Here is a 21559-nt window from a genome sequence, read left to right as displayed (position 1 = left end):
GGAGGAGTTCACGTGACGTTCGTCCAGGTGCATTACGGGGCAACCGACAGTTTCATCACCATGCCCGACGGCTCGGTCCACTATATCTTCGGTTTCGTGGACCTGACCGGGGTCCCCGAAAACGAGATCTTCGCGCGCCGGGGGAAGGCAACGTTACCCGCGCCGCTCCTGGATGTCAGAGCCGGCGACCGGGTTGAACTGACCCTTACCAACCTGGGGATGCCGCAACGGCCCGACCTCGACGACTCCCACACGATCCACTGGCACGGCTTCCCCAACCAGATATCTTTGTGGGACGGCGTTCCCGAGACGTCAATTGCGGTACCGGTAGGGCGCGATTTCATATATTATTACGAACCCAAGGATCCCGGCACCTATATGTACCACTGCCACTTTGAACCGGTAGAACACATTCAGATGGGCATGGTCGGGCCGTTGATCGCCCGTCCCGCCGACTACAACCCTGCGAATCCGCTATTTAAAACTGCGTACGGCGCGGGTACGGGAACCGAATTCGACCGGGAGTACTTTTTACTGATATCGGAACTCGACCCGGTAGCCCACGACCAGGTGCACAGGGTCCAGGCGTTCGACTGGAGCGAATACCGCCCGGCCTACTGGTTGATCAACGGCCGCGCCTACCCCGACACGCTGCATACGGCGCCGGATGGCGACCTCAGCCAGCAACCCTCTCATTCCCTGATCCAGGCCAACGCCGGGGAAAAGGTGCTCCTGCGCTTCATAAACCTCGGTTTTGAAGAGCATGCCGTCACCATTCTCGGGCTGCCACTGCGGATCATTGGCCGGGATGCCCAACTGTTGCGCGGGCTGCACGGGGAGGACCTTTCCCACTGGCGGGACGTTCTCTATTTCGGCGCCGGGCAGACAGTCGACGTCATCATCGAACCTCAACAACCGGGACTTTACCCGCTCTTCAACAGGGGCTACCATAAAAACACCAATGCGGGAGCTACCCCCGGCGGGATGATGACCCACGTTGTTGTATACCCTGCCGGAACCCTGCCGCCCCAGCCGGGCCCGGCTTTTAAGCGAGGGGCCGGCCAGGGCTCCCCCAACCAACTTCCAGGAGGGAGGATGCATGCCAACACAAGCTACAGCCAACGGATCGCCGGCCATCCACCTGCGCGCTGTTGACGGATATATCATCACCCCCGACGGGGCGAGTATTTACATCTGGGGCTACCGGGATGAAACGGGGCGGGCTGCCCAGTTGCCCGGGCCGACCATTATTGTTAACCAGGGCGATACCGTCACCATTAAACTGACCAACGAACTGCCCGAGATAGTTTCCCTAATGTTCCCCGGCCAGAACGGGGTGTTCAGGCTGACCAACAGTGGCGCGGTACCGGTCGGGCCCATATACGAAAACGGGCGCCTCGTTTCCCTCACCGATTACGCACCCCCGCGGGGGACGGTCATTTACCAGTTCGTAGCCAGCCGGCCGGGCACCTATATCTACCACAGCGGTACGGAGATTAACAAACAGGTGCCGATGGGGCTCTACGGGGCTATTATCGTTCGCCCGGCCGGCTTCGACCCGCTCGACCCGGCCACCTGGTCCGCCTACGGCCCGGAAACCGGCACCGAATTCGACCGCGAATACCTGCTGGTGGTCGCGGAGATAGACCCGGTGCTCCACGAAGCCGTCCGCTTGGGCAAACCTTACCGGCCCGGCACTTACAGGCCTCGCTACTGGACGATTAACGGGCGCTGCGCCCCCGATACGATGTTGCCCGATAGAGCGACCTATCTTCCCCGGCAGCCATACGGCTCAATGATTATGGCGGAACCGGGCGAGCGGGTCCTTATACGCTATATAGGCGCCGGCTGCGATGCCCACCCGCTACACCCCCACGGGAACCATACCCGGGTGGTCGCGCTGGACGGGCGGCTGCTAAGAAACGGCACCCAGGACCTATCGCACAAACACTTCACGGTGTTAGTGGGTCCCGGCCAGACCTACGACCAGATCTTCCAGTGGGACGGCCCGGTATATGACCCGGTGACCACCCCGATCCCCACCCCGATCCCCAACCTCCGGAACCAGGCGATTGGTGACGCCGGGTGGACCATGTGGAGTGGCAGCCCGTACTTAGGGCAAAAGGGTGACATACCCATAGGAGTAACTTCTCTAAACGTGACCGGCGAGTACTACTTTATGCTCCACTCCCACTCCGAACCGCAGATCACCAACTGGGGCGAATTCCCCGGGGGGATGATGACGATGATCGGCATCTTTCCAGCCGGTACTCTCGGGCCGGAGGTCGGCAGGCTGCAGAGAGACAGCCGTGCAAATAGTACTCGCGAAAGGAGATGAAGGTATGCTGGTAAGCATAGAACTCTGGGCACGTCCGGGCATTGTTTCGCTGCCCGGTGGTTTCCCCGCCGTTATCTGGGGCCTGGCTGCCAGTCCGACCGCCGCGCCTCAAGTGCCGGGACCTGTAATTGAAGCCACGGTCGGCGATATGGTAGAAATAACGCTCCATAACATGCTGAACGAACCTGTATCTCTTACTTTTCCGGGGCAGGAGATTGCCCCGGAACCGGTCCTCGACGCCGGCGGCCGGCTGGTTTCGCTCACTCGCTTCGCCGCGCCAGGAAGGAGTGTGGTCTATAGTTTTCCCGCCTACCGCCCGGGTACCTTTCGCTATGAAAGCGGCACCAGTCCCGAGCGTCAGGTCCAGATGGGCCTGTACGGCGCGCTCATCGTAAGGCCGGCCGGCTGGGACGACCCGGCCAGCTCCAACTATTATACCGCCTACGGGGCAGATACCGGGAGTGGTTACGACGTTGAGGCTGTTATCCTGCTCAGCGAATTCGACCGCGCGGCGCACGAAGTTATCGCCACCGGCGCCGTATACAACCCGTTGAACTACGCCCCGCAGTACTGGCTGGTAAACGGGCGCCCCTTCCCGGACTGTGTGGCCCCACCCGATAGGTCCGCGCAACCCCTCACCTCCCGCGTCCCCGTCCTTGCCGGCCAGCGGGTACTGCTCCGCTTAATTAATGCTGGCTTCCTTGCCCACACCCTGGCCTTCCAGGAAGGGCCGGCGCGCGTTGTGGCCGAGGACGGCCGGCCCCGCCGCAGTCCTTTGCTTGACGCTACTTACGATAAGAACGCGATAACCTTAGGCGCCGGGCAGAGCGCCGACCTGGTCTTCACGCCCCCGGAAGGGGAGCATTATCTATACGACCGGGATCTTTTGCACCTGGTCAATACCGACGATTACCCCGGCGGGATGATGGCCCTTGTTGATGTTCGCCCGGTCTTTCCTGTAACTCCTCCGCAGGCCCCGTCAAATTTGACGGCCACGGCGGCTTTACCAGGGCAGGTTGAACTTACCTGGATAAACAACGCTGCCGATGAAGACGGGTTCGTTTTGGAGCGCCGGACGGGAGCCGGGCCGTTTTTGCGGGTCACCACCCTGATGGTGGGAGCAACGGCCTATACCGATACCCACGTCGAGGCCAACACCACCTACACCTACCGGGTACTGGCCTTCAATCTAGCGGGAACATCAGCATATTCAAACGAGGCTGTCGTCACCACCTTGCCTTAGTCAAGATGAAACGGCCTTGACAACCAGGAATAAACCAAGGTATTACGGTCGAAGAACTTGTCCTCCTTTATTATGCTGGGTCGGGCCCCTCTTTTTTTGTTACCGTACGATCGAGTTACAAAAAGGGAAGTTTCTCACTTCCCCTACATAGGGCACATAATCAAGGCTTGATGTAGGCATACCCTTCAGCCTGTTTCGTGGCGATTTCTGTTATGCCGGCTGGTACAACTATCAGAAAGTTGGGGAGGCTGTCCTCGTCGATAGACTGGCCTTTGAGAGCGTTCCGACACGCAACAAAGTTTACTCCCATCTCCGATAACTTCTTCATCTGCTCCACCAGCGATCCATTAGCTGTCCCGCAGCTTGCCCCCTGACCGTCACCTCCGGCAAGGAGACACCTGTTCCCGAAAATAGAAACCGCCTCACCGTTGGCCACTACTTCGATATCAGCATTTCCTTGCCCAACATCATTCAAAAAATTACTGATGTTCACGAGAACCCTTTGCCATCTGCCAGATTCGTTAACATGGAAAAGGACTTTCAACCTATTCATCTCAACACCCCTTCTCTGTTAAACTCAAAAAGAATGTAACATAGAAAAGATTGTACGTCCAATCAGTTTATCTTATACACGATATAAAGTTTTGCTGTGGCGAAAACTGGTTCAGGACACGACCTACTAGTGTTTTAGGCAAGCTTATGGAAAAATTATAAAGAACTATTATAGCGGGAAACCGGAATGGTAAAGGTAAACCTGGTACCCTGGCCAGGCTGGCTTTCGACCCAGATTCTACCCCCATGGGCTTCAACGAAACCTTTGGCAATGGCAAGGCCCAGCCCCGCTCCCCCCTGGGCCCTGCTCCGGGACTTATCGGGCCGGTAAAACCTTTCAAAGACATAGGGGAGATCGGCAGCTGCGATCCCCGGGCCGGTATCAGCCACGGAAACGCTAACTTCGCCAGGGTTCTCCTTGATGGTTACCCCTACCTGGCCCTGGGGGGGCGTATAACGTAGGGCATTGCCCAGGAGGTTAATTAAGACCTGGGTAAGGCGGTCCCTGTCCCCTTTTACCTGTATTTCCTGTCCCTCAGTATTGAGGGTTAGAGTAACATTTTTACTTTCAGCTTCAACCTGGAAGAAATTCAACACCTTCTGCACTGCCTCGACCAGGTTGAAAGTTTCCTGGTGCAGGGGTAGTTTTTTCGCTTCGGCCAGGCTCAGTTCCTGTAAATCATGAACCAGCCGGGAGAGGCGCAGGATCTCATCATGCAAGGACATTATTACTTCCGGCTTGGCCTCCAGGGCTCCTGCCTGGAGGGATTCCAGTTGACCCCGCAGGACGGTCAGGGGTGTGCGCAGTTCATGGGCCACATCAGCAACCAGGTTGCGGCGCATGGCCTCATATTTTTCCAGCCGGGCGGCCATGTCGTTAAAGGCTGTCACCAGCTGGACGATCTCTTCATCGCCGGTTAGGACCAGGCGCTGTTCCCAGCCGCCGGCAGCCAGCCTATGTACTGCCTTTGTAAGTTTGCTCAAGGGCCCGGCTATCCGCCGGGCCAGGAAAAAGCCTGCCAGGCCGGCCAGGATTAATACCGCTATACCTGCCAGGATGATCGCTACAGTAACGGAGCGGGTAAAAAGGTCTTCCTGGGACAGGACACCCGGTGGGGTTGTAGTAGTCAACCACAGGGTGCCCACCCTCTGGCCATTAACGATAATCGCCGTCCCCTGCGCCAATTCCTGTTCGGACAGTCTTTCACCTAACCTGAGCCCATAAGTATCAGCAACAACAAGGTTACTGCTGTCGGCCAGGATCACCCTTTCTAAACCGGTCCGACCCCAGCCCAACCCTTGGCCCCGCCCCATACCCTGCCCCCGGACCATACCCTGGCCCCGGCCACCTTGCCATGGTGTATTAAAAAGCTCCTGGACCCCGGTCCAGTCCCCTCTGTCGCGGTAATAAGCGGTAAAAAAATCGGCCCACACCTGCTGGCGTTTCCAGGCTACCTCATCCAGGTACCCATGAAAGAAAGTCCTGGTGGCCCAGCCTACGGCAACCGTTAGGGTCGCTACCGCCAGGAGAACTACCATGATAAAGGCCAGGGTTAACCTGGTCCTGAGTTTCAACCCGCTCACCCTTTTCTGCCCGGAATCTATCCTTCGCCAAATTTATACCCCACACCGTAAACGGTGAGAATGTAGCGCGGATTGGCCGGATCGTCTTCGATTTTACGGCGCAGGTTGCTGATATGGGTGTCAATGGACCTTTCATATCCCTGGTATGCTTCGCCCAGGGCCGCATCCAAGAGCTGCAGCCGGCTGTACACCCGGCCCGGATGCCGGAACAAAACAGATAAAAGATTAAATTCAGTCGGAGTAAGGTTCAGGGGCTGTCCCTTTTTGTATACCTGGAGGCCACTAAAATCTATGGTCAAATCGCCCCTGGTCTGCACCGTATTTTTGGGCTGTTCCTGGCCACCGGAACGGCGCAAGACGGCCCGGATACGCGCCGCCAGCTCGGCTAAACTGAAGGGCTTGGTGATGTAATCGTCGGCTCCCAGCTCCAGTCCTAAAAGTTTGTCTATTTCCTCAGCTTTAGCCGTAAGCATGATGATAGGGACCTGGCTTTCCTTCCTGATTTCCCGACAGACATCGAGACCGCTCAATCCCGGCAGCATTAAATCTAAAATAATCAGGTCGGGCTTTTCCTGGCGCGCTTTTTTTAGCCCCATGACTCCATCAGCAGCTATTAAGACTGCAAACTGTTCCTTAAGTAAATATTGCTGAATCATAGTGGCTATTTTTTCTTCATCTTCGATGATTAAGATCTTCTTTTTATCCATCCTTTTCATCCCCGGGAAGGCTATGTTATTAACTGTTTCGCTACCGGCAGTGTTTTTCCTTTATTTCTCCTGGTTTAAGAATACCCAGGGGGTAATCCCCCTGGGTAGACACAATGATGGTTAAAACTACCCGTACAGGTTACTGTTGACTGCTAGCCTGGCCGCGGCCAAAGCCTGCACCCTGGCCGGCCCGCCCCCTTGGCCCTGCCTGCATCCCCTGGCGGGCTCCGGTATTGTCCGGTGCACCGGCCTTCCAGCCGCCACGGCCCTGGCCATTGGGACCAACTGTCGTCCGTTCAAGGTTCTGCCCAATCCTCTCCTTCATGTTTTCCAGGCAGTAACTGGCCTGCTCCGGGGTTATCTGGCCGGCGGCCACCTTTTCATCCAGGAGCTTTTGCCGTTCAGCCGTTATCGTGTCTACCAGCTGGTCTTTACTAATCCCGTGTTCAGCGGCAATCCCGGCTATGGATTTACCCGCCTGGCGCTCGGCCCTTAGGTCTGCCAGGTCCAGGCCCAGGATTTTGCTGAGTATACCGAGCATCCCTCCCTGGGCTCGCCCCAACCCCAAGCCTAAACCTGGACCATAAGTAGTCTGGGTGGACTGAACTGGGGTACCTTCGGCTGCCAGGGAAGACCCGGGCTGGGTTGCCACCAGGAATCCTCCCAGCACCAGGGGGGCTGCCACAGCAGCCAGTATCTTTTTGCCCTTCGTCACCTTACATCATCCCTTTCTTTTTTTCTCGAAACAACCAGGCCTGTTGTTTCTTGGTTTAGGAATAGCATACCCTAGGAGTCTCAGGATATTATCGAGAAAATGTTAAGAAGTTCTTAAGATAATAAAGACTTTCCGCAACGATAAAGGCCTTAGAAGCCTACAAGAAATCCGGCTGGGGCGGGACTCTAATTATGATCTGACTGGATTAGATGAACTGGTTACAGTTTACACCGGGCGGGAAAAGCTTGCAAGGGTTTATAAGCCCCATGGAGAAGTCAGTATTGACTTAGAAATCTACTGGAAATAAAAAAGCCCTGCCTACTACTAGCAGGCGGGGCGTTTTTGCATGTCTAAGGGGACAGCGGTTGCGCCCAGAATAGCGCGGTTTATTACTGATACTGCCTTATCTGGCCTGTACTGGCTGGGCTGTAAGTATTAATCATGGTGCTTGTCGTTACGTCCTTCATGGTCGGTACTTGGTAATAGCCTTTTTGATTCATGTACTGCCATACTTCATAAGCCTGCTCGGCGCAGTTAATGGCCCCCTGCTGGATCATGCGCCGTAGTTCCAGGTCGGCACATTCTAAGGAAGCCATCATTCTAAAGGCTGCTGAAGCCTTATGGCATCCCAGCATGCCGCTGGCTACATCCCGGTCATCCATGTCGTGAATAGAGGTATTCGGCGTTTGGGTATCCGGGTTATTTAAGCCGTAAACCGGGGTAGCCGTTCGGGGTACGCGGTAAGGCACCGCCTGGGTGATACCGCGCTGGTTAATGGCTTGAACCATGTTATTGTACTCCTGGGTCATAAATTGCAGCTGTTTGTCCAGGATAGAACGGAGCTGGTGGTCTTTGACGTGGGGGCGGTACAACTGGAATTGATTGATCCCATCGATAGTGTCGCTCAAAATTTCATGGATTTCCATTACTTCATGGGCGCCGTAGTGGGCCGCCATAAAAAATCTCCTCCTGAAAAAGATAGTTTGGCTCGAAAGTTATTGTATCCAGCTTTCAGGTAAATTATTTAACCGGTCTCGCAGGAAATCCCTTCTCCTCCAGGGAGTATGCTCTGTCAACGTGCTTTCCCTTTCCGTTATACATTCTGTCACCCTAAGGCTTCCTTTTTATATCCCAAAGGATTAAAATACAGGTAGTGTGTCAACAATGCAAAATAAAAAGGAAGCGCAAAAGTGGCAGAACGAGGGAAAATGGGACTGGCCCGCTCGGTAGCTATCATGAGCCTGGCTGCCGGCGTATCACGGATTCTTGGTTTTTTACGCAACACAGCTATTTCCGCCCTGTTTGGCCAGAACCAGCTGACGGATATGCTCAATACCTCCTTTGTTATCCCGGATACCATATATTTAATCCTGGTGGGCGGCGGGGTTAGCTCGGCCTTTATCCCGGTACTGACCAGTTACCTGGCGGAAGAGAATGAAGATGCCGTCTGGCAGACAGTAAGCATTGCCTTTAATCTAGTCCTGACCCTGGTAGGAGTAGCCGTAATCCTGGGGATGATCTGGGCTCCCTGGCTGGTGCACCTGATAGCCCCGGGCTTTGATGCTGATCAAGTGGCTTATACAGCCTATCTGACCCGGATTGTCCTCCTGGCCATCCTTTTTCACTGCCTGAATGGGGTCTTAATGGGGACAGAGTACGCCTACCAGTCCTTTATAGGCACGGCCATTGGCCCCCTGGTATATAACGCTGCCATTATAGTTTTTGGCCTCGCCCTGGCCGGTAAATACAGCATCGCCGCCTTTGCCATTTCTACCCTGATTGGCGCGGCCCTTAATTTCCTGGTGCAGGTCTGGGGGGTATGGCACCTTAAGCCCCGTTACCGGCTGGTCCTGGACCTTAAGAATCCAGGCATCCGTAGGATTTTTAAACTAATGCTGCCGGTAACCATTGGCCTTTCCATTGCCCAGTTAAACCTTTTCTTTAACCAGACTTTCATTGCCTCCTACCTGCCCCGGGGTTCCATTAATGCCCTGACTATCTCCAGCCGGGTGGTGCTGGTGCCCATCCTCTTTGCCTCATCCATGGGAATTGCCCTTCTACCGGCCCTGACCCGTATTGCCATGGAGCGGGATTATAGTTCCTTTACCCGTTACCTGTCGGGCTCTTTAAGGGCCGTGGTTTTCATCTCCATCCCGGCCACGGTGGGTCTAATTGCCCTGGGGCAACCGGTGGTCAGGGTCCTCTTCCAGCATGGCCGCTTTACCAGTGCCGACACCCTGGCCACTACCGAAGCCCTGGTCTTTTACTCCCTGGGGATAACAGCCTATGGTGCCTATGAGATTTTGAGCCGGGCCTTCTATGCCACCCAGGATACGGTAACTCCCCTGAAGATCGGCCTGGTTACCCTGGCAGCAGGTACCGCCTTGAACTTTACCCTGGGACCGGCCTTCGGCATCCGCGGCCTGGCCCTGGCCTACTCCCTGGCCGGCTGCGTCAACGTCGCCCTGTTGCTCTATTACCTGCGGTGCAAGGTGCAAACCTCCCTGGAAGGTCGCCGGTTGCTGCAAACTGCTATGAAAAGTCTCCTGGCAGCGCTGCTCATGGGCCTTCTCCTGACCCTGGCGGCCGGCCATCTTTTGCTCCCGGTAACCTGGCCCCGCCTGGTACGGGAAGGACTGGAACTGGCCCTGCTGATTACCCTGGGGATTTTAAGTTACGGCGGCCTGACGTGGTTGTTGCGCATGGAGGAGCTGGCCATGTTTCTAAATGTCCTCAGCCGCCGCCTGCACCGTTCCCGGGCCGCAACGGGTTAAGTGGGGTGAAAATATGCTCCGAGCTTTCCTGGCCATTTGGATTGGCCGCCTGGTGGCCCTCCTATTTCGCTGGTTAAAAAGGGGAGGTACCTCCCTGCCGGGCTATCTAGCCTTGAAGATTGACCCGCAGTTAATGGGCCGTTTGACATCCAGGTATGAAAAAGTTATTATCGTTACCGGGACCAACGGCAAAACGACGACCACCAACCTCCTGGCCAGCATTTTACGGGCCGCCGGGTTAAAGGTGGTTCACAACAGCGAGGGGGCCAATATGCCGGCCGGCGTGGCCACGGCCCTCCTTGCCCGGCGGGGGGAAGTTGCTGTCCTGGAAGTAGATGAAGGCACCCTGGGCCTGGTTACCCGGCAGGTCAAGGCCGATATGGTGATTATTACGAATCTATTGCGGGATCAGCTGGACCGCTACCATGAGCTGGAACAACTGGCAGCGGCCATCAGCCGCGCCCTGGCAGCCATCCCGGCGGCTACCCTGGTGCTCAACGCCGATGATTCCCTGGTAACCTCTTTAAGCCAGGTAAGGGAGAATGTCCATTATTTTGGCCTGGCCCGGACCCCCTGGAGCCAGGCGACAACCAGTGAAGTCCTGGAGGGCCATATCTGTCCCCGCTGCCGCCGGCCCCTCCAGTTTAATTTCTACCATTACAGCCACCTGGGGAATTATTACTGCCCCCAGTGTTCCTACAGCCGCCCCCCGGCCGATTATGAAGCCCGGGAATTAGAGCTAAGTTCCGCGGGCGCCCGGTTTGACCTGGTTTACCCGGCCGGAAAACTGGCCCTCCGGACCCCCATGCCGGGGATTTATAATGTCTATAATGTCCTGGCCGCTGCCAGTGCCGCCCTGCTATTAAAGATTGACCCGGCAACCATTGCCCGGGTCGTGGCGACCTTCCTCCCGGGCCAGGGCCGGGCTGAAACCTTTAGCCTCAGGGATAAACGATTGACCCTGATGTTAGTAAAAAATCCTACCGGCTTGAGCGTGGCCTTAAAAACCCTGACTGCCGGCCGCGGGAAAGCGACCTATCTCCTGGCCATCAATGACCTGGCCGCCGACGGCCGCGACGTCTCCTGGCTCTGGGATGCCGATATCAGTCCCTTGTTACAGGCTCCTTACCACCGGATTATCTGTGCCGGCCTGCGGGCCGGTGATATGGCCCTTTGTCTCAAATACCAGGGGGTAAAAGAGGCGGACCTGAAGGTTATCCCCGGCCAGGAAGAAAGCGTCGACTTTTTACTGGGAGAACCAGTCGACGAAGGCCTGATTCTCTGTACCTATACCAACCTGGCCCTTTACCGCCGCATCCTGAAAGCAAGGGGGGCTGTCAGTGAAGTTACGCCTCTGCCATCTCTATCCGGAACTCCTTAATCTCTACGGCGACCGGGGTAATGTCTTAATCCTTCGCCGCCGGGCCGAGTGGCGGGGTATTGAAGTGGAAGTGACCCCGATCTCCCTGGGGGATAAGCTGGACCCGAAGGCCTATGACCTTTTCTTCCTCGGTGGCGGCCCCGACCAGGAGCAGGGGGTGGCCAGTGCCGATTTAGTTGCTAAAGGTCCCTGGCTCAAAGAGGCGGTAGAAGCAGGCGCCGCCCTGCTGGCCATCTGCGGCGGCTACCAGCTCCTCGGCGAGTATTACCGCACCAGTACAGGGGAAACATTACCCGGCGTAGGCCTTTTTGCTGTCTATACCGAAGCCGGGAACAAGCGCTTGAAGGGTAATATTGCCATCCAGGTGGAGGAGTTAGGTACGGACCGGCCGGTGATTGGCTTTGAAAACCACGGCGGCCGCACTTTCCTGAAGGGAGCCCGGCCCCTGGGCCGGGTAATTTATGGCGATGGCAACAACGGCACCGACCAGACGGAAGGTGCCCGCTACCGGAACGCCATCGGCACCTACCTCCACGGCCCTTTATTGAGTAAAAACCCGCACCTGGCCGATTACCTCCTCCGGCTGGCCCTGCAGCGCCGTTATGGCGAAGTAGAACTGCCACCTCTGGACGATACTTTGGAGCTGGCTGTCAATGAAGCGGTCTACCGGCGCTTTTTGCCCACAAAAGGTAAGTGGTAATAGCAAAGGCCCCCCAAAGAAGGTCCTGTAGTCTAAGCCGAAAATAGCTGCAGGGGCCGTGTTTCCCGGCGGTAAGGGTGCAACAAACCCAGGGCCGGAACTACCAGGTCCTGCAATTTATCGCCGGGTACCAGGCCATATTCCAGCAGCGACTGGTAGAGGATGAAATTAACAAACTGGCTGTATCTTAAACCGGAAGCCATGGCCATGGTCGTCAGGGAGGCCGTACTGTTGCAGTAAAAACCGGACGGCGGCAGCACCACTACCATCATACAGGGTATGGGGCTCGTCCAGAAAACCTTCGGCCAGGACAAAGGCCAAGTGGGGAGCCGGCAGGCGGGAAAGGGATATCTCCAGCTGGTGACGGCTGCGGACATTAACAGGGTAAACCTCGTTGCCGCCTTCCAGTAACGCCCGGTAAATCTGGCGTACGGTCTCCCAGGAGAGACAATCACTGTAGGCTCCCTGGCGCTCCCGGGCGGGGACAGCGTTGAAAAGAAAGAGTATGCGCAGCAAAAAGTTCCTCCTCCCTGCTTTAACTGGTAACCTGTTCTTGATAAAACCACCATATTATACCATATATATAGGGGCCATTTAAATATATTTTTAAAAACAAAGACGCCCGGAGTAATCTTCCCGGGCGCAATCTTTGATCTTTGAAGGCATATCTTTCATGTACGAGTTAATCTTGAAGTCCGTCAACCTGGAGCACTTTACTTCTCGCTAAACTCCAGGGTCAGGCCAGCGGGTAAATAACCTTCTTTCATTGCTGCAAAGCTATAGCTCCCGGCCACGTTGGCCGTAAACCGGATTTTACCTGCAGCATCCGTCTCGCCTAAGTTGCGGCTGCCTTCCTGGACAATAACATACTCCCCCGCTACATAGCCTTCCCGGCCGTCCTGGAGGCGCACCTGCAGCCAGCCGTTTTCCAGCCTGGCCAGGATAGCCAGCCGGTAACCTTTCGGTACCAGGGTGATGGCTTTATACCCTGTTCCCGGACCTGTCCTTACATAGAGGGCTCGAGCCGTTACCTGGCCTAACGTCGCTGCCGGCTGGATTTGCTGGACTACCGCTCCAGCTACCGGCGCACCGTTGTGGCGGACGACCAGGGTTACCTCCTGCCCGGCTAAGGGCCGGCCATCTAGAGCCAGCTCCAGGGCGGGGTTGATTGCGGCTACAGCTTCCTGATCACCCAGCCTGACCTTGACCCAGGCATTACGCGCCGGCCCGGCCAGTGACAGCTGCCCTTTTTCCGGGTCAAACCGGCCCAGCCCTTCGCTGACCGTCCACCGGTACAAAGAGCTGTCGACATAGATTTCGTTGCCTTCGGCATCAAAGGCCGTTACTGTAAACTGCTGGACAGCACCGGGTTGCAGGGTGGCAATGGCCGGCGTAATTTTCAGCCTGTATACCTTATCGACGACAGTAACCCTCGAGGTAGCTTTTACCATCCCTGTCCGGGCGGTAATCTCACCCTGGCCGGGGTTATCAGCCTGGAACAGGCCGGGGGAGATAAAGCGGCCCACATTTCCCGCCACGCTCCAGGTCACACCGGCAGGTACCTGGGCAGGGTTATAATAATTATCCTGGGCCTTGAGGCTGAATTGCACTTTACTGCCTTTATACACCTTGATTACGTCAGGAACCAGGTATAAATGGCTGAGTTGACCCCGGGGGGCAGTAGAAAAAACCACCAGGCCATTGGTAACCGGCCTTTCCTGCCCGTCGGAGGGTTTGTTTAAAATCGATAGCTCATACTCGCCGGCATTACGGGCCGCCAGCACTGATGAACCGCCACCATCAAGGTTCAGGGCCGCGACTATCCCCCTGGCTTGCATAAATGCGGCCAGTTCGTAAAGGGTCATACCGTCACTGTAGCCGGGCTGGCGGCCATCGGCTACCACGATCTCGAGGCGACCTTCCTTCGTGATGCCGACTGCCGTCCGGGGGTGGCGGGACCGCACCAGGGGGTCCGTGCTGTTCGCGGGCAGGACGACCTGCCCGTTTTGCAGGATAATCTCATGGCCGCCCACGGCCTGGATAACATCATGCCAGCGGGTATCGGTAAATCTGATGGTGAAATTAACCTTGTCGCCAGCATGAAGCTGTTTTAAAAACTCCTGGGCCTTCCCGTGGCCGGAGAGTACTACCCCGTCCGGCGGGATGGGGTTATTACCCTTGGCGTCAATCCTGGCGGCCACGGTGCCGGTATATGTACGGCCTGCTTTAACGGGCAGGTCAACACCTTTTAGAATTATTTCCATGCCGTAGTCATTGGTACCGGTGCGGGCCGCAAAGGCCGGGGTATAGAGGACCAGCATGTCGGCCCCCCTTTCCCGGTTGACGTGGGCGATGGGGTAAGTGTAAACCACCCGGGCCACGCTTCCCCCTTTCCCCGGTATTTCCCTGGTCACCGTCAGGTAGGCGGCCATGACAGGAGTACCGATAATGACTTCTTTGTTCCCGGTCAACCCCAAAGCCGGAAACCCCTGAGGGCTGATTAACAGCTCGCCGTTGCTTATTTGCAGGCCGATGGGCAAGTAAGGTACCCGGGTGCTGTAGAAATCACCATTTGTTGCCGCTACTGCGGCCTTGCCTTCCCTGGCCAGCCTGGCGGCCATAGCCGTGGGTCTTTCCTGGTCAAGGGCCAGGTTGCCGTGGGATACGGCTGTCTCCATAACCGTAAACCTGTCCCGGGGATCGATAGTTAAGACCTTCAGCGCCTCCTTATAGCCGGGAGCAGTAATCTGGTAGGCCGAATACTGTACTCCTGTGGCCAGGGGGATTTTCTCTACCTCGGGTACTACCTGCCAGGCAGCGGCTGCCAGGGAGAGCATGGGATTGGCCAGTAAGCAGGCAACCAGGAAAATAGCCAGAAAGACTGGTAAAACCCTTTTCCGTATGTAGCTCATAATTTTCCTCCAAACTTGAGACCTTCCATTATCTATAGACGTCCTTTAGGACCGTAAGGTTCCCAAAACTCAGCGACCTGTCCACATAATATGGACAGGTCACCATTTTAACAGGATACCAGGACCGGGGTAAAATTTACATAATCGGCAGCCACCAGGTGGAAGTTAATGCCCCATTCTTTCCCTACCAGGGCCTTTTCCTGGTCGGCGCCGTGGAGGTGCCCGTAATAACAGTGACTTACGCCATAGCTCTGCATTAACGTTATAAAATCGGTCGCTTCACCCCCGCAGGCCGGGGGAAAATGCATCATCACGGCCAGGGGCTCTTCCCGGCGCAACTTCTGCACACCATTCAGGGCCATCTCCAGGCGCAAGACTTCTCGCCGGTAAACTTTCCCATCCGTTTCTTCATTATAAAGGGGGTGCTGGGGGACCAGCCAGCCCCGGGTGCCGCAGAAGGCCACTCCAGCAATGATCTCCGGCTTTAAAAGGGAGAGATCCGCATCAAGGATGGCCGCCGCCATTTTTCGCTCCGTCTGCCACCAGTAGTCGTGGTTCCCCTTCAGGATGCGCTTGGACCCCGGCAGGGACTTGAGGAACTGCAGGTCGGGCAGGGCATCCTCGAGGCGCATGCCCCAGCTGATATCTCCCAGGATTAAAACTGTATCCCCGGGGTTCACCACCCTCTGCCAGCGGGCGGCGAGTTTCTCCCGGTGGTTTTCCCATACCGGCCCAAACATGGCCATATCGCGACCCAGGTGCAGATCGGCGATGGCAAATAACGCCACTCTTACCCCTCCGCCAGGTGGCTACGCCTTCTCCAGCTGCCTTACTATGGCGTCGGCCATTTCGCTGGTACCGGCATTGCCTCCCAGGTCGTAGGTTAAGTATTTTCCTTCGGCCAGGACAGCCAGGATGGCCTTTTGAATCCTGCCGGCAGCTTCTTTTTCGCCTAAATGCTCCAGCATCATCACTCCGGAGAGGATGGTTGCCAGGGGGTTAACCTTGTTCTGGCCGGCATATTTGGGCGCACTGCCATGGATGGGTTCAAAAACAGCCGCCCGGTCGCCGATATTCGCCCCCGGCGCCACCCCCAGGCCGCCTACCAGGCCGGCGCAGAGGTCGGAGAGGATATCGCCGTAGAGGTTGGGCAGGACCAGGACATCATATTGTTCCGGTTTCTGGACCAGCTGCATGCTCAGGTTGTCCACAATGCGGTCGTCGGCAGTTAGATCGGGGTAATCTTGAGCCACTTCATAAAAAGTCCGCAAGAAAAGGCCGTCGCTGAATTTCATGATATTGGCTTTGTGCCCGGCCGTCACCCTTTTCCGCCCATTCCGGCGAGCATATTCAAAGGCCGCCCGGGCAATCCGCTCTGAACCTTTGCGGGTGATGATTTTAATGCTTTCCGCCGCTTCTTCCCCTACCATATGTTCTATGCCGGCATAGAGATCCTCGGTGTTTTCCCGGAAGATGACCAGGTCAACGCCTTCATAACGGGAGGGTACATTGGGCAGGTTACGGGCGGGACGGATATTGGCATAGAGGTCCAGCTCTTTCCGCAAGGCCACATTAACGCTGCGGAAACCGGTGCCCACCGGGGTGGTTATGGGCCCTTTGAGGGCCACGCCGTTTTTACGGATGGAAGCCAGGGTTTCCTCCGGTAATACGCTGCCGTACTTCTCCTGGGCCGTCTCCCCGGCCGCCATTACTTCCCACTCCAGTCCGGCCCCGCTGGCATCCAGGACCCGCCGGGCCGCAGCAATCAGTTCCGGGCCAGTACCATCACCCGGTATCAGGGTAACCACATGCTTCAACAAAAGCCACCTCCAGAAAATATCATTACCCCATTATTATACGGTTTTGTCCGCCTGCAGGACAAGTAAAAAATCGCCCTCCCGGGCGATTACAATTACAATCTACAATCTGGTTTTCCAGCGTTTGAGGATAACTATGGGCGTCTGCTCGTCTTCATTGCCAAAGGGGTTATCCTTTAAAGCCTCAATTACTGCTTGCCGGTAACTTTTATCAGTGATGCCCAGGATGTCAACACACTTTTTATCATTGACATCGGCAATCACGGCTTCTGCCCCGGTAGCCTTTTTAATAGCTTGCACCAGTTGGCCCGGGTTTTTAGGTCCCATGACGATATGCCGCTCATAGGGGTACATGGTCCCGGCTATATCGTCGATCAGGGCCAACTCGCGCCCGGCCACAATGTAGAAGAGGCCTTTTTTCTTGATTAACCGGCCCAGGGCGGCGGCGGCACAGCCGGCCAGGATGCGCGCCGGGCCTGCTTCTTCGATGGCCAGCTGCATGGCCGGCGGGGTGGCCAGGCTCCCGTCTTTACCGGGAAAACGGCTTAAAAAACGGGCCAGCCACCCGGGACGCACCGCTTCCGGTAAAATGGCCCGTCCCTGGGTAATGGCGACGACGCTTTCCGCCAGGCAGATGACATCGCCGGGCGCGGCAATACCGGCGCTATATTTTTGGGCCAGGTCAACTATATCATCGTTTTCAGTGACGATATGGGTACGGATGGGTATTTTATAGAAAAAAATTTTTTTATCCTTCCTGGCCATAAGCTTATTTCCCCCGCTGGAAATGTTGTTTAATAGCCACGGCGGTAGCCAGGGCTACCTTTTGGTGGAAATAGGGGTTACGTAACAAACCTTCGTCAACCCAGTTGGTAATGGCTACCGGTTCCAGCTTTATGCCGGGTATCTCCCCCAGCCGGGCCAGTTCCTCGTCAGCTTTGACTCCCCGTGCCGGCGTGTTAACCCTGGCCACGATTCTCTCTAAAACCTTAGCCGCCAGTTCCTCATTACCCGGCACTACAGGATTATAAAGGACTGCCGTCCCCCGCTGGCTTGTGTCCGCCGCACCGTGTTCGTGGACGCTGATAAAGCAAAAGGTATCCGGAGTTACTTTACGCAAACGTTCCTGCCAGGAGGGGTTTTCCTCCGCCTGGCGGGTCCAGATCACCCGGGCTTTAAACCCCTCCAGGACCCGAACTAGTTCCTGGGCAGTCTTCCAGGCCATATCGCGCTCCCAGAGATTAACCGGTCCCCGCCAACCGCCATCGGTCCCCCCGTGGCCCGGGTCAATGATAATTACCCTGTCCCGGTAAAATTCCTGCAGGGGCCGGCGGCTGAAGCGTAACACAATCCGGTAGGGAATCCCTTCTACGCCAGTCAGCATCGCCCGGACGTCTTCATCCAGGGTAATGTGAAAAGTAACTTGCCCTTCACCCGGTTCAACCGTTACTTCCCGGAGAATACCGTCCTGGATATAAAGGGGGCCAGGGTACATATTCAGGAGGGCCCGGAGGGTCACCCGGCAGGAACCCGGTTCAGGGTAGTCGATTATTACAGGAGGCGGGGCAGTGGCTTCAATGGTAACGGTGCTGAACTGTTCTTCCCCCTCCAGGGTTACCTTGCTATAGAAATTGGTCAGCCGGGCAGTGATGGGCAACTTCTTCACCTCACTAACAGGCAGGATGTTACCCGCCCGCTATCAATCATATGCCGGCAACCTTACCTCAAGACCGCCTGGTGGTACCTGGCAAGATTTACTTTTTCCCTTTTTAGCGTCAAACTATGTCTGAATCCCCCGGTAATTATGGTTGCAACCGGAGGTCCAAGGGTCTAAAATAAACCTGGAGGCGAGGCAAATGTTTGTAGGTCTGGATATGGGTGGTACCCATACCGATGCCGTGCTCATTGCTGGGGGCCGCATTCAGCGCCACTATAAAACTAATACCGACCAGGCAGACTACTTCGGCACCGTTACCCGGGCCCTGGAAGCTATCCTGGCCGGTATCAATCCCTCCTCAATCAAGCGCCTCAATTTAAGCACAACCATCTGTACCAACGCCATCGTTACCGGCCGCACCAGCCCCGTAGGTTTACTCCTGGAGCCGGGGCCGGGCTTAAATCCCGCTATACTCGCCTGCGGCCAGAAAAACTTTATCCTCTCGGGGTCCATCGACCACCGCGGCCGCCCTGCTAGCCCCCTGGTAGAGGCGGAGATTAAGGCTGCCGACAGGGAGTTGCAGCAGGCCGGCATCCGCCACCTGGCCATTGTCGGCAAGTTCTCAACCCGTAACCCGGAGCACGAACTTGGCATAAAGGAGGCCCTGTCCCCTGGCTACGACTTTATTACCACCGGCCACCGCCTGTCAGGCCGGTTAAACTTCCCCCGCCGGGTCTTTACCGCCTATTTGAATAGCGCCGTCGCTGCTACCTATAGTTCCTTTGCGGCCGCCATTAAAACTTTTACTGCCAAAAAGAAATTACCCTTTGCTCCCGATATTTTAAAGGCCGATGGTGGCACCCTGTCCCTGGAGGCCTCCCTGTCCTTACCCGTAGAGACCATCCTTTCCGGCCCTGCGGCCAGCATCATGGGCGCCCTGGCCCTGGTGCCTACTTCGCAAGATGCTATCATCCTGGATATAGGCGGGACAACCACTGATATTGCCTTCCTGGCCGGCGGTGTGCCCCTCTATGAACCCCAGGGCATCAATCTGGGTGGCTACCCTACCCTGGTGCGGGCGCTGTTCAGCTACTCCCTGGGCCTGGGTGGCGACAGCTGCCTGCGGGTTAAGGAAGGCCGTTTAACCATTGGCCCCGACCGCCAGGGGCCGGCCCGGGCCCTGGGCGGCCCGGCCGCCACCCCTACCGATGCCCTCATTACCCTGGGCCGCCTGGACCTGGGGGATAAGGCCGCCGCCCGCCAGGGCATAGCCGAATTGGGCGATAAACTGGGACTTAGTACACTGAATATGGCCGCAGCGACTTTGCAACAAATGGTGGGGGAAATTGCCCGGCAAAGTCGTGCCCTGCTGGATAAAATCAACAGCCGGCCGGTCTACACCGTCCGCGAAGTGCTGGCAGGTAAACAATTGCACCCCGTCCAGGTGATTGTCATTGGTGCCCCGGCGCCCGTACTGGCGGACGAGCTGGAAGCTGCTTTCGGCCTCCCGGTCACCGTCCCCAACCTGGCCGGGGTGGCCAATGCCATCGGGGCAGCTTTAAGCCAGCCCACTACGGAATTAACCCTCCTGGCCGATACCGAACAGGGATTGCTAACTGTTCCCGAAGAGGGCATCCGGGAAAAGATCCCCGCCGGTTATAACCTGGACCGGGCCCGTAACCGCGCCCTGGAGCTTTTACGAGAGCGTCTCGTACGCCTGGCCCCGGAAGTGGCCGGCTCCGAACTGGAAGTAGTGGAAGAACAATCCTTTAACATGGTTTCTGGTTTTTATACTACCGGTAAAAATATCCGGGTAAAAGTTCAGGTTAAACCCCGGGTCACCCCCCTGAAGGGAGATGCGGATGATGTATAAAGCCGCCCGTCGCCTGGGCCTGGTCTTCTTCCCGGCCTTTGACTGGGCCATCAGCCCTACCCACCCGGAACGGGAAGAGCGGCTCCTCTATACCCAGGACCAGGTCCTGGAAGAAGGCATCCTCGATATTGACGGTATCTATGAATACCGCCCCCGCCTGGCTGCAATAGCCGATGTGGAAAGGGTGCACGTCTGTGTCCCTGACGTCATGTCCCGGGTCACCGAATCCCACCTGATAGCCGCCGGCGGTGCTATCGTGGCTGCCGAAGCCGTCCTCAAAGGTGAGGTGGATAAAGCCTTTGCCATCGTCCGGCCGCCGGGACACCATGCCATGCGCATCGTCCACGGTGCCCGCGGTTTCTGCAATATTAATATAGAAGCCATTATGATCGAATATATCCGCCGTCATTATGGTAAAAAGCGCATCGCCATTGTGGATACCGACTGCCACCACGGCGACGGCAGCCAGGACATCTACTGGCATGATCAAGACACCCTTTATATTTCTTTACACCAGGACGGCCGTACCCTGTATCCCGGTACCGGTTTCCTGAATGAATTCGGGGGCCCGAACGCCTATGGCTATAATTTAAACCTGCCCCTGCCTCCTGAAACGGGCGAGGAAGGTTTCCTCTACGCCCTGGAACATTTCATCCTGCCCGTCCTGGCCGATTTTAAACCCGATCTGGTCATCAATTCCGCCGGCCAGGATAACCATTATACCGATCCTATCACCAACATGCGTTTTTCGGCCCAGGGGTACGCCCGCCTGAATGACCGCCTGCAACCGGATATCGCCGTCTTAGAGGGTGGCTACTCCATCGAAGGTGCCTTGCCCTATGTCAATGTGGGGATCATCCTGGCCCTGGCCGGCCTGGATTACTCCGGCATCCGGGAACCCGACTACAGCCCGGCCAGGGTGGCCCAGTCACCCCGGGTCAGCGATTATATAGCCCGCCTGTGCGATGAAACTTACCAGGCCTGGCAGCAGCGGGAAACACTACGGGCTGAATATGTCCGGGATAAAAAAGAAATCAGCCGCCGGCGCCATATCTATTACGACACCGAGGGGCTGATGGAAACCCAGGAAGAAACAACGTTAGTATGTGATACTTGCGGCGGGCTGACCTGGATCGACTCACGGACCGACCGGGGTCGCCATATCCTGGCCATCTTTATCCCCCGGAATGCCTGCCCCCGCTGCCAGGAAGAGGGCCACGCCCTCTTTGAACGCGCCTCTGCCGGGGCTTATAGGGACGGTATTTACCTCCAGGACCGGGTGGCGGACCAGCTGTTAAAGAAATAA

The 21559-nt window shown here is 56.6% G+C and carries 20 protein-coding genes; 8 read left to right on the top strand and 12 right to left on the bottom strand.

Features of this window, described 5'->3' with window-relative positions:
- The first annotated feature begins 12 nt into the window (after positions 1-12).
- From MOMUL_RS08260 to MOMUL_RS08250, 3 genes are read left to right on the top strand one after another with little or no spacing between them, the layout of a single operon-like run.
- Complete coding sequence (locus tag MOMUL_RS08260; RefSeq protein ID WP_064774366.1) at positions 13-1155, top strand: multicopper oxidase domain-containing protein; 1143 nt, start codon at positions 13-15, stop codon at positions 1153-1155.
- Complete coding sequence (locus MOMUL_RS08255) at positions 1100-2338, top strand: multicopper oxidase domain-containing protein (protein ID WP_062283921.1); 1239 nt, start codon at positions 1100-1102, stop codon at positions 2336-2338. Before MOMUL_RS08260 ends, MOMUL_RS08255 begins: the two co-directional genes overlap by 56 nt.
- Before the next feature lie 4 nt (positions 2339-2342).
- Positions 2343-3581: a multicopper oxidase domain-containing protein gene (locus MOMUL_RS08250; RefSeq protein WP_062283919.1), complete on the top strand. Its 1239-nt coding sequence runs from the start codon at positions 2343-2345 to the stop codon at positions 3579-3581.
- A gap of 160 nt (positions 3582-3741) precedes the next feature.
- Here MOMUL_RS08250 and MOMUL_RS08245 read toward each other — a convergent pair whose 3' ends face one another.
- The 5 genes from MOMUL_RS08245 to MOMUL_RS08225 all read right to left on the bottom strand — a co-directional run bounded on the left by MOMUL_RS08245 (position 3742) and on the right by MOMUL_RS08225 (position 8095).
- A complete protein-coding gene (locus MOMUL_RS08245) occupies positions 3742-4134 on the bottom strand; it encodes a DsrE family protein (RefSeq protein ID WP_062283916.1) in 393 nt (130 codons plus the stop codon).
- Positions 4135-4289: 155 nt separating this feature from the next.
- Positions 4290-5717: a sensor histidine kinase gene (locus MOMUL_RS08240; protein WP_161484984.1), complete on the bottom strand. Its 1428-nt coding sequence runs from the start codon at positions 5715-5717 to the stop codon at positions 4290-4292.
- Positions 5718-5734: 17 nt separating this feature from the next.
- Positions 5735-6424 carry a response regulator transcription factor gene (locus tag MOMUL_RS08235; protein WP_062283911.1) on the bottom strand — a complete coding sequence of 230 codons (690 nt, stop codon included), beginning with the start codon at positions 6422-6424 and terminating at the stop codon, positions 5735-5737.
- Between the two features lie 139 nt (positions 6425-6563).
- Positions 6564-7139, bottom strand: coding sequence for a hypothetical protein (locus MOMUL_RS08230; protein WP_062283908.1), 576 nt, complete (start codon positions 7137-7139; stop codon positions 6564-6566).
- 389 nt (positions 7140-7528) lie between these two features.
- Positions 7529-8095 (bottom strand): spore coat protein, encoded by a 567-nt coding sequence (locus MOMUL_RS08225; RefSeq protein ID WP_062283905.1) that lies wholly within the window; start codon positions 8093-8095, stop codon positions 7529-7531.
- Positions 8096-8329: 234 nt separating this feature from the next.
- Here MOMUL_RS08225 and murJ point away from each other — a divergent pair, with 234 nt between their 5' ends.
- Genes murJ through MOMUL_RS08210 form a run of 3 tightly spaced genes read left to right on the top strand, consistent with a single transcriptional unit; the run spans position 8330 to position 11994 of the window.
- Positions 8330-9913 carry a murein biosynthesis integral membrane protein MurJ gene (gene murJ / locus MOMUL_RS08220; RefSeq protein WP_062283902.1) on the top strand — a complete coding sequence of 528 codons (1584 nt, stop codon included), beginning with the start codon at positions 8330-8332 and terminating at the stop codon, positions 9911-9913.
- A gap of 13 nt (positions 9914-9926) precedes the next feature.
- Positions 9927-11294: a Mur ligase family protein gene (locus MOMUL_RS08215; RefSeq protein WP_064774371.1), complete on the top strand. Its 1368-nt coding sequence runs from the start codon at positions 9927-9929 to the stop codon at positions 11292-11294.
- On the top strand, positions 11254-11994 hold the full coding sequence (locus tag MOMUL_RS08210) for a type 1 glutamine amidotransferase (protein ID WP_062283897.1): 741 nt from the start codon (positions 11254-11256) through the stop codon (positions 11992-11994). Before MOMUL_RS08215 ends, MOMUL_RS08210 begins: the two co-directional genes overlap by 41 nt.
- Before the next feature lie 32 nt (positions 11995-12026).
- On the opposite strand, the gene MOMUL_RS16590 is transcribed toward MOMUL_RS08210, so the two are convergent.
- The 7 genes from MOMUL_RS16590 to MOMUL_RS08180 all read right to left on the bottom strand — a co-directional run bounded on the left by MOMUL_RS16590 (position 12027) and on the right by MOMUL_RS08180 (position 18389).
- Complete coding sequence (locus tag MOMUL_RS16590; protein WP_161484983.1) at positions 12027-12197, bottom strand: hypothetical protein; 171 nt, start codon at positions 12195-12197, stop codon at positions 12027-12029.
- Positions 12163-12510, bottom strand: coding sequence for a hypothetical protein (locus MOMUL_RS08205; protein WP_062283894.1), 348 nt, complete (start codon positions 12508-12510; stop codon positions 12163-12165). The genes MOMUL_RS16590 and MOMUL_RS08205 overlap by 35 nt, the downstream gene beginning before the upstream one ends.
- 197 nt (positions 12511-12707) lie before the next feature.
- Positions 12708-14906, bottom strand: coding sequence for a phosphodiester glycosidase family protein (locus MOMUL_RS08200; RefSeq protein ID WP_062283892.1), 2199 nt, complete (start codon positions 14904-14906; stop codon positions 12708-12710).
- A gap of 107 nt (positions 14907-15013) precedes the next feature.
- On the bottom strand, positions 15014-15694 hold the full coding sequence (locus MOMUL_RS08195) for a metallophosphoesterase (RefSeq protein WP_062283890.1): 681 nt from the start codon (positions 15692-15694) through the stop codon (positions 15014-15016).
- Between the two features lie 21 nt (positions 15695-15715).
- The gene (locus tag MOMUL_RS08190; RefSeq protein ID WP_062283888.1) at positions 15716-16723 is read right to left on the bottom strand and encodes an isocitrate/isopropylmalate dehydrogenase family protein; all 1008 of its coding nucleotides are present in this window, start codon (positions 16721-16723) and stop codon (positions 15716-15718) included.
- A 102-nt stretch (positions 16724-16825) separates the two neighbouring features.
- Positions 16826-17488, bottom strand: a complete 663-nt coding sequence (locus MOMUL_RS08185) for a coenzyme F420-0:L-glutamate ligase (protein ID WP_084785550.1) — start codon at positions 17486-17488, stop codon at positions 16826-16828.
- A gap of 4 nt (positions 17489-17492) precedes the next feature.
- Positions 17493-18389, bottom strand: coding sequence for an N-acetylmuramoyl-L-alanine amidase (locus MOMUL_RS08180; RefSeq protein ID WP_169802185.1), 897 nt, complete (start codon positions 18387-18389; stop codon positions 17493-17495).
- Between the two features lie 190 nt (positions 18390-18579).
- On the opposite strand from MOMUL_RS08180, the gene MOMUL_RS08175 reads away from it, so the two are divergent.
- Together MOMUL_RS08175 and MOMUL_RS08170 are read left to right on the top strand one after the other, a co-directional pair.
- Positions 18580-20253: a hydantoinase/oxoprolinase family protein gene (locus MOMUL_RS08175; protein ID WP_062283883.1), complete on the top strand. Its 1674-nt coding sequence runs from the start codon at positions 18580-18582 to the stop codon at positions 20251-20253.
- Positions 20246-21559: a histone deacetylase family protein gene (locus tag MOMUL_RS08170; RefSeq protein ID WP_062283880.1), complete on the top strand. Its 1314-nt coding sequence runs from the start codon at positions 20246-20248 to the stop codon at positions 21557-21559. The genes MOMUL_RS08175 and MOMUL_RS08170 overlap by 8 nt, the downstream gene beginning before the upstream one ends.

The sequence above is a fragment of the Moorella mulderi DSM 14980 genome, assembly GCF_001594015.1.
Taxonomy (GTDB): domain Bacteria; phylum Bacillota; class DSM-521; order Neomoorellales; family Neomoorellaceae; genus Neomoorella; species Neomoorella mulderi.
Note: the sequence above shows the minus strand (reverse complement) of the source record. Positions and strands in the feature narration are given on the sequence as shown.

Coding starts and splice junctions, on each gene's coding strand:
- MOMUL_RS08255 (WP_062283921.1), top strand. CDS start 1,100: ATGCCAACACAAGCTACAGCCAACGGATCGCCGGCCATCCACCTGCGC.
- MOMUL_RS08200 (WP_062283892.1), bottom strand. CDS start 14,906: ATGAGCTACATACGGAAAAGGGTTTTACCAGTCTTTCTGGCTATTTTC.
- MOMUL_RS16590 (WP_161484983.1), bottom strand. CDS start 12,197: ATGGCTTCCGGTTTAAGATACAGCCAGTTTGTTAATTTCATCCTCTAC.
- MOMUL_RS08235 (WP_062283911.1), bottom strand. CDS start 6,424: ATGGATAAAAAGAAGATCTTAATCATCGAAGATGAAGAAAAAATAGCC.
- MOMUL_RS08175 (WP_062283883.1), top strand. CDS start 18,580: ATGTTTGTAGGTCTGGATATGGGTGGTACCCATACCGATGCCGTGCTC.
- MOMUL_RS08225 (WP_062283905.1), bottom strand. CDS start 8,095: ATGGCGGCCCACTACGGCGCCCATGAAGTAATGGAAATCCATGAAATT.
- MOMUL_RS08185 (WP_084785550.1), bottom strand. CDS start 17,488: ATGGCCAGGAAGGATAAAAAAATTTTTTTCTATAAAATACCCATCCGT.
- MOMUL_RS08250 (WP_062283919.1), top strand. CDS start 2,343: ATGCTGGTAAGCATAGAACTCTGGGCACGTCCGGGCATTGTTTCGCTG.
- MOMUL_RS08245 (WP_062283916.1), bottom strand. CDS start 4,134: ATGAATAGGTTGAAAGTCCTTTTCCATGTTAACGAATCTGGCAGATGG.
- MOMUL_RS08170 (WP_062283880.1), top strand. CDS start 20,246: ATGTATAAAGCCGCCCGTCGCCTGGGCCTGGTCTTCTTCCCGGCCTTT.
- MOMUL_RS08215 (WP_064774371.1), top strand. CDS start 9,927: ATGCTCCGAGCTTTCCTGGCCATTTGGATTGGCCGCCTGGTGGCCCTC.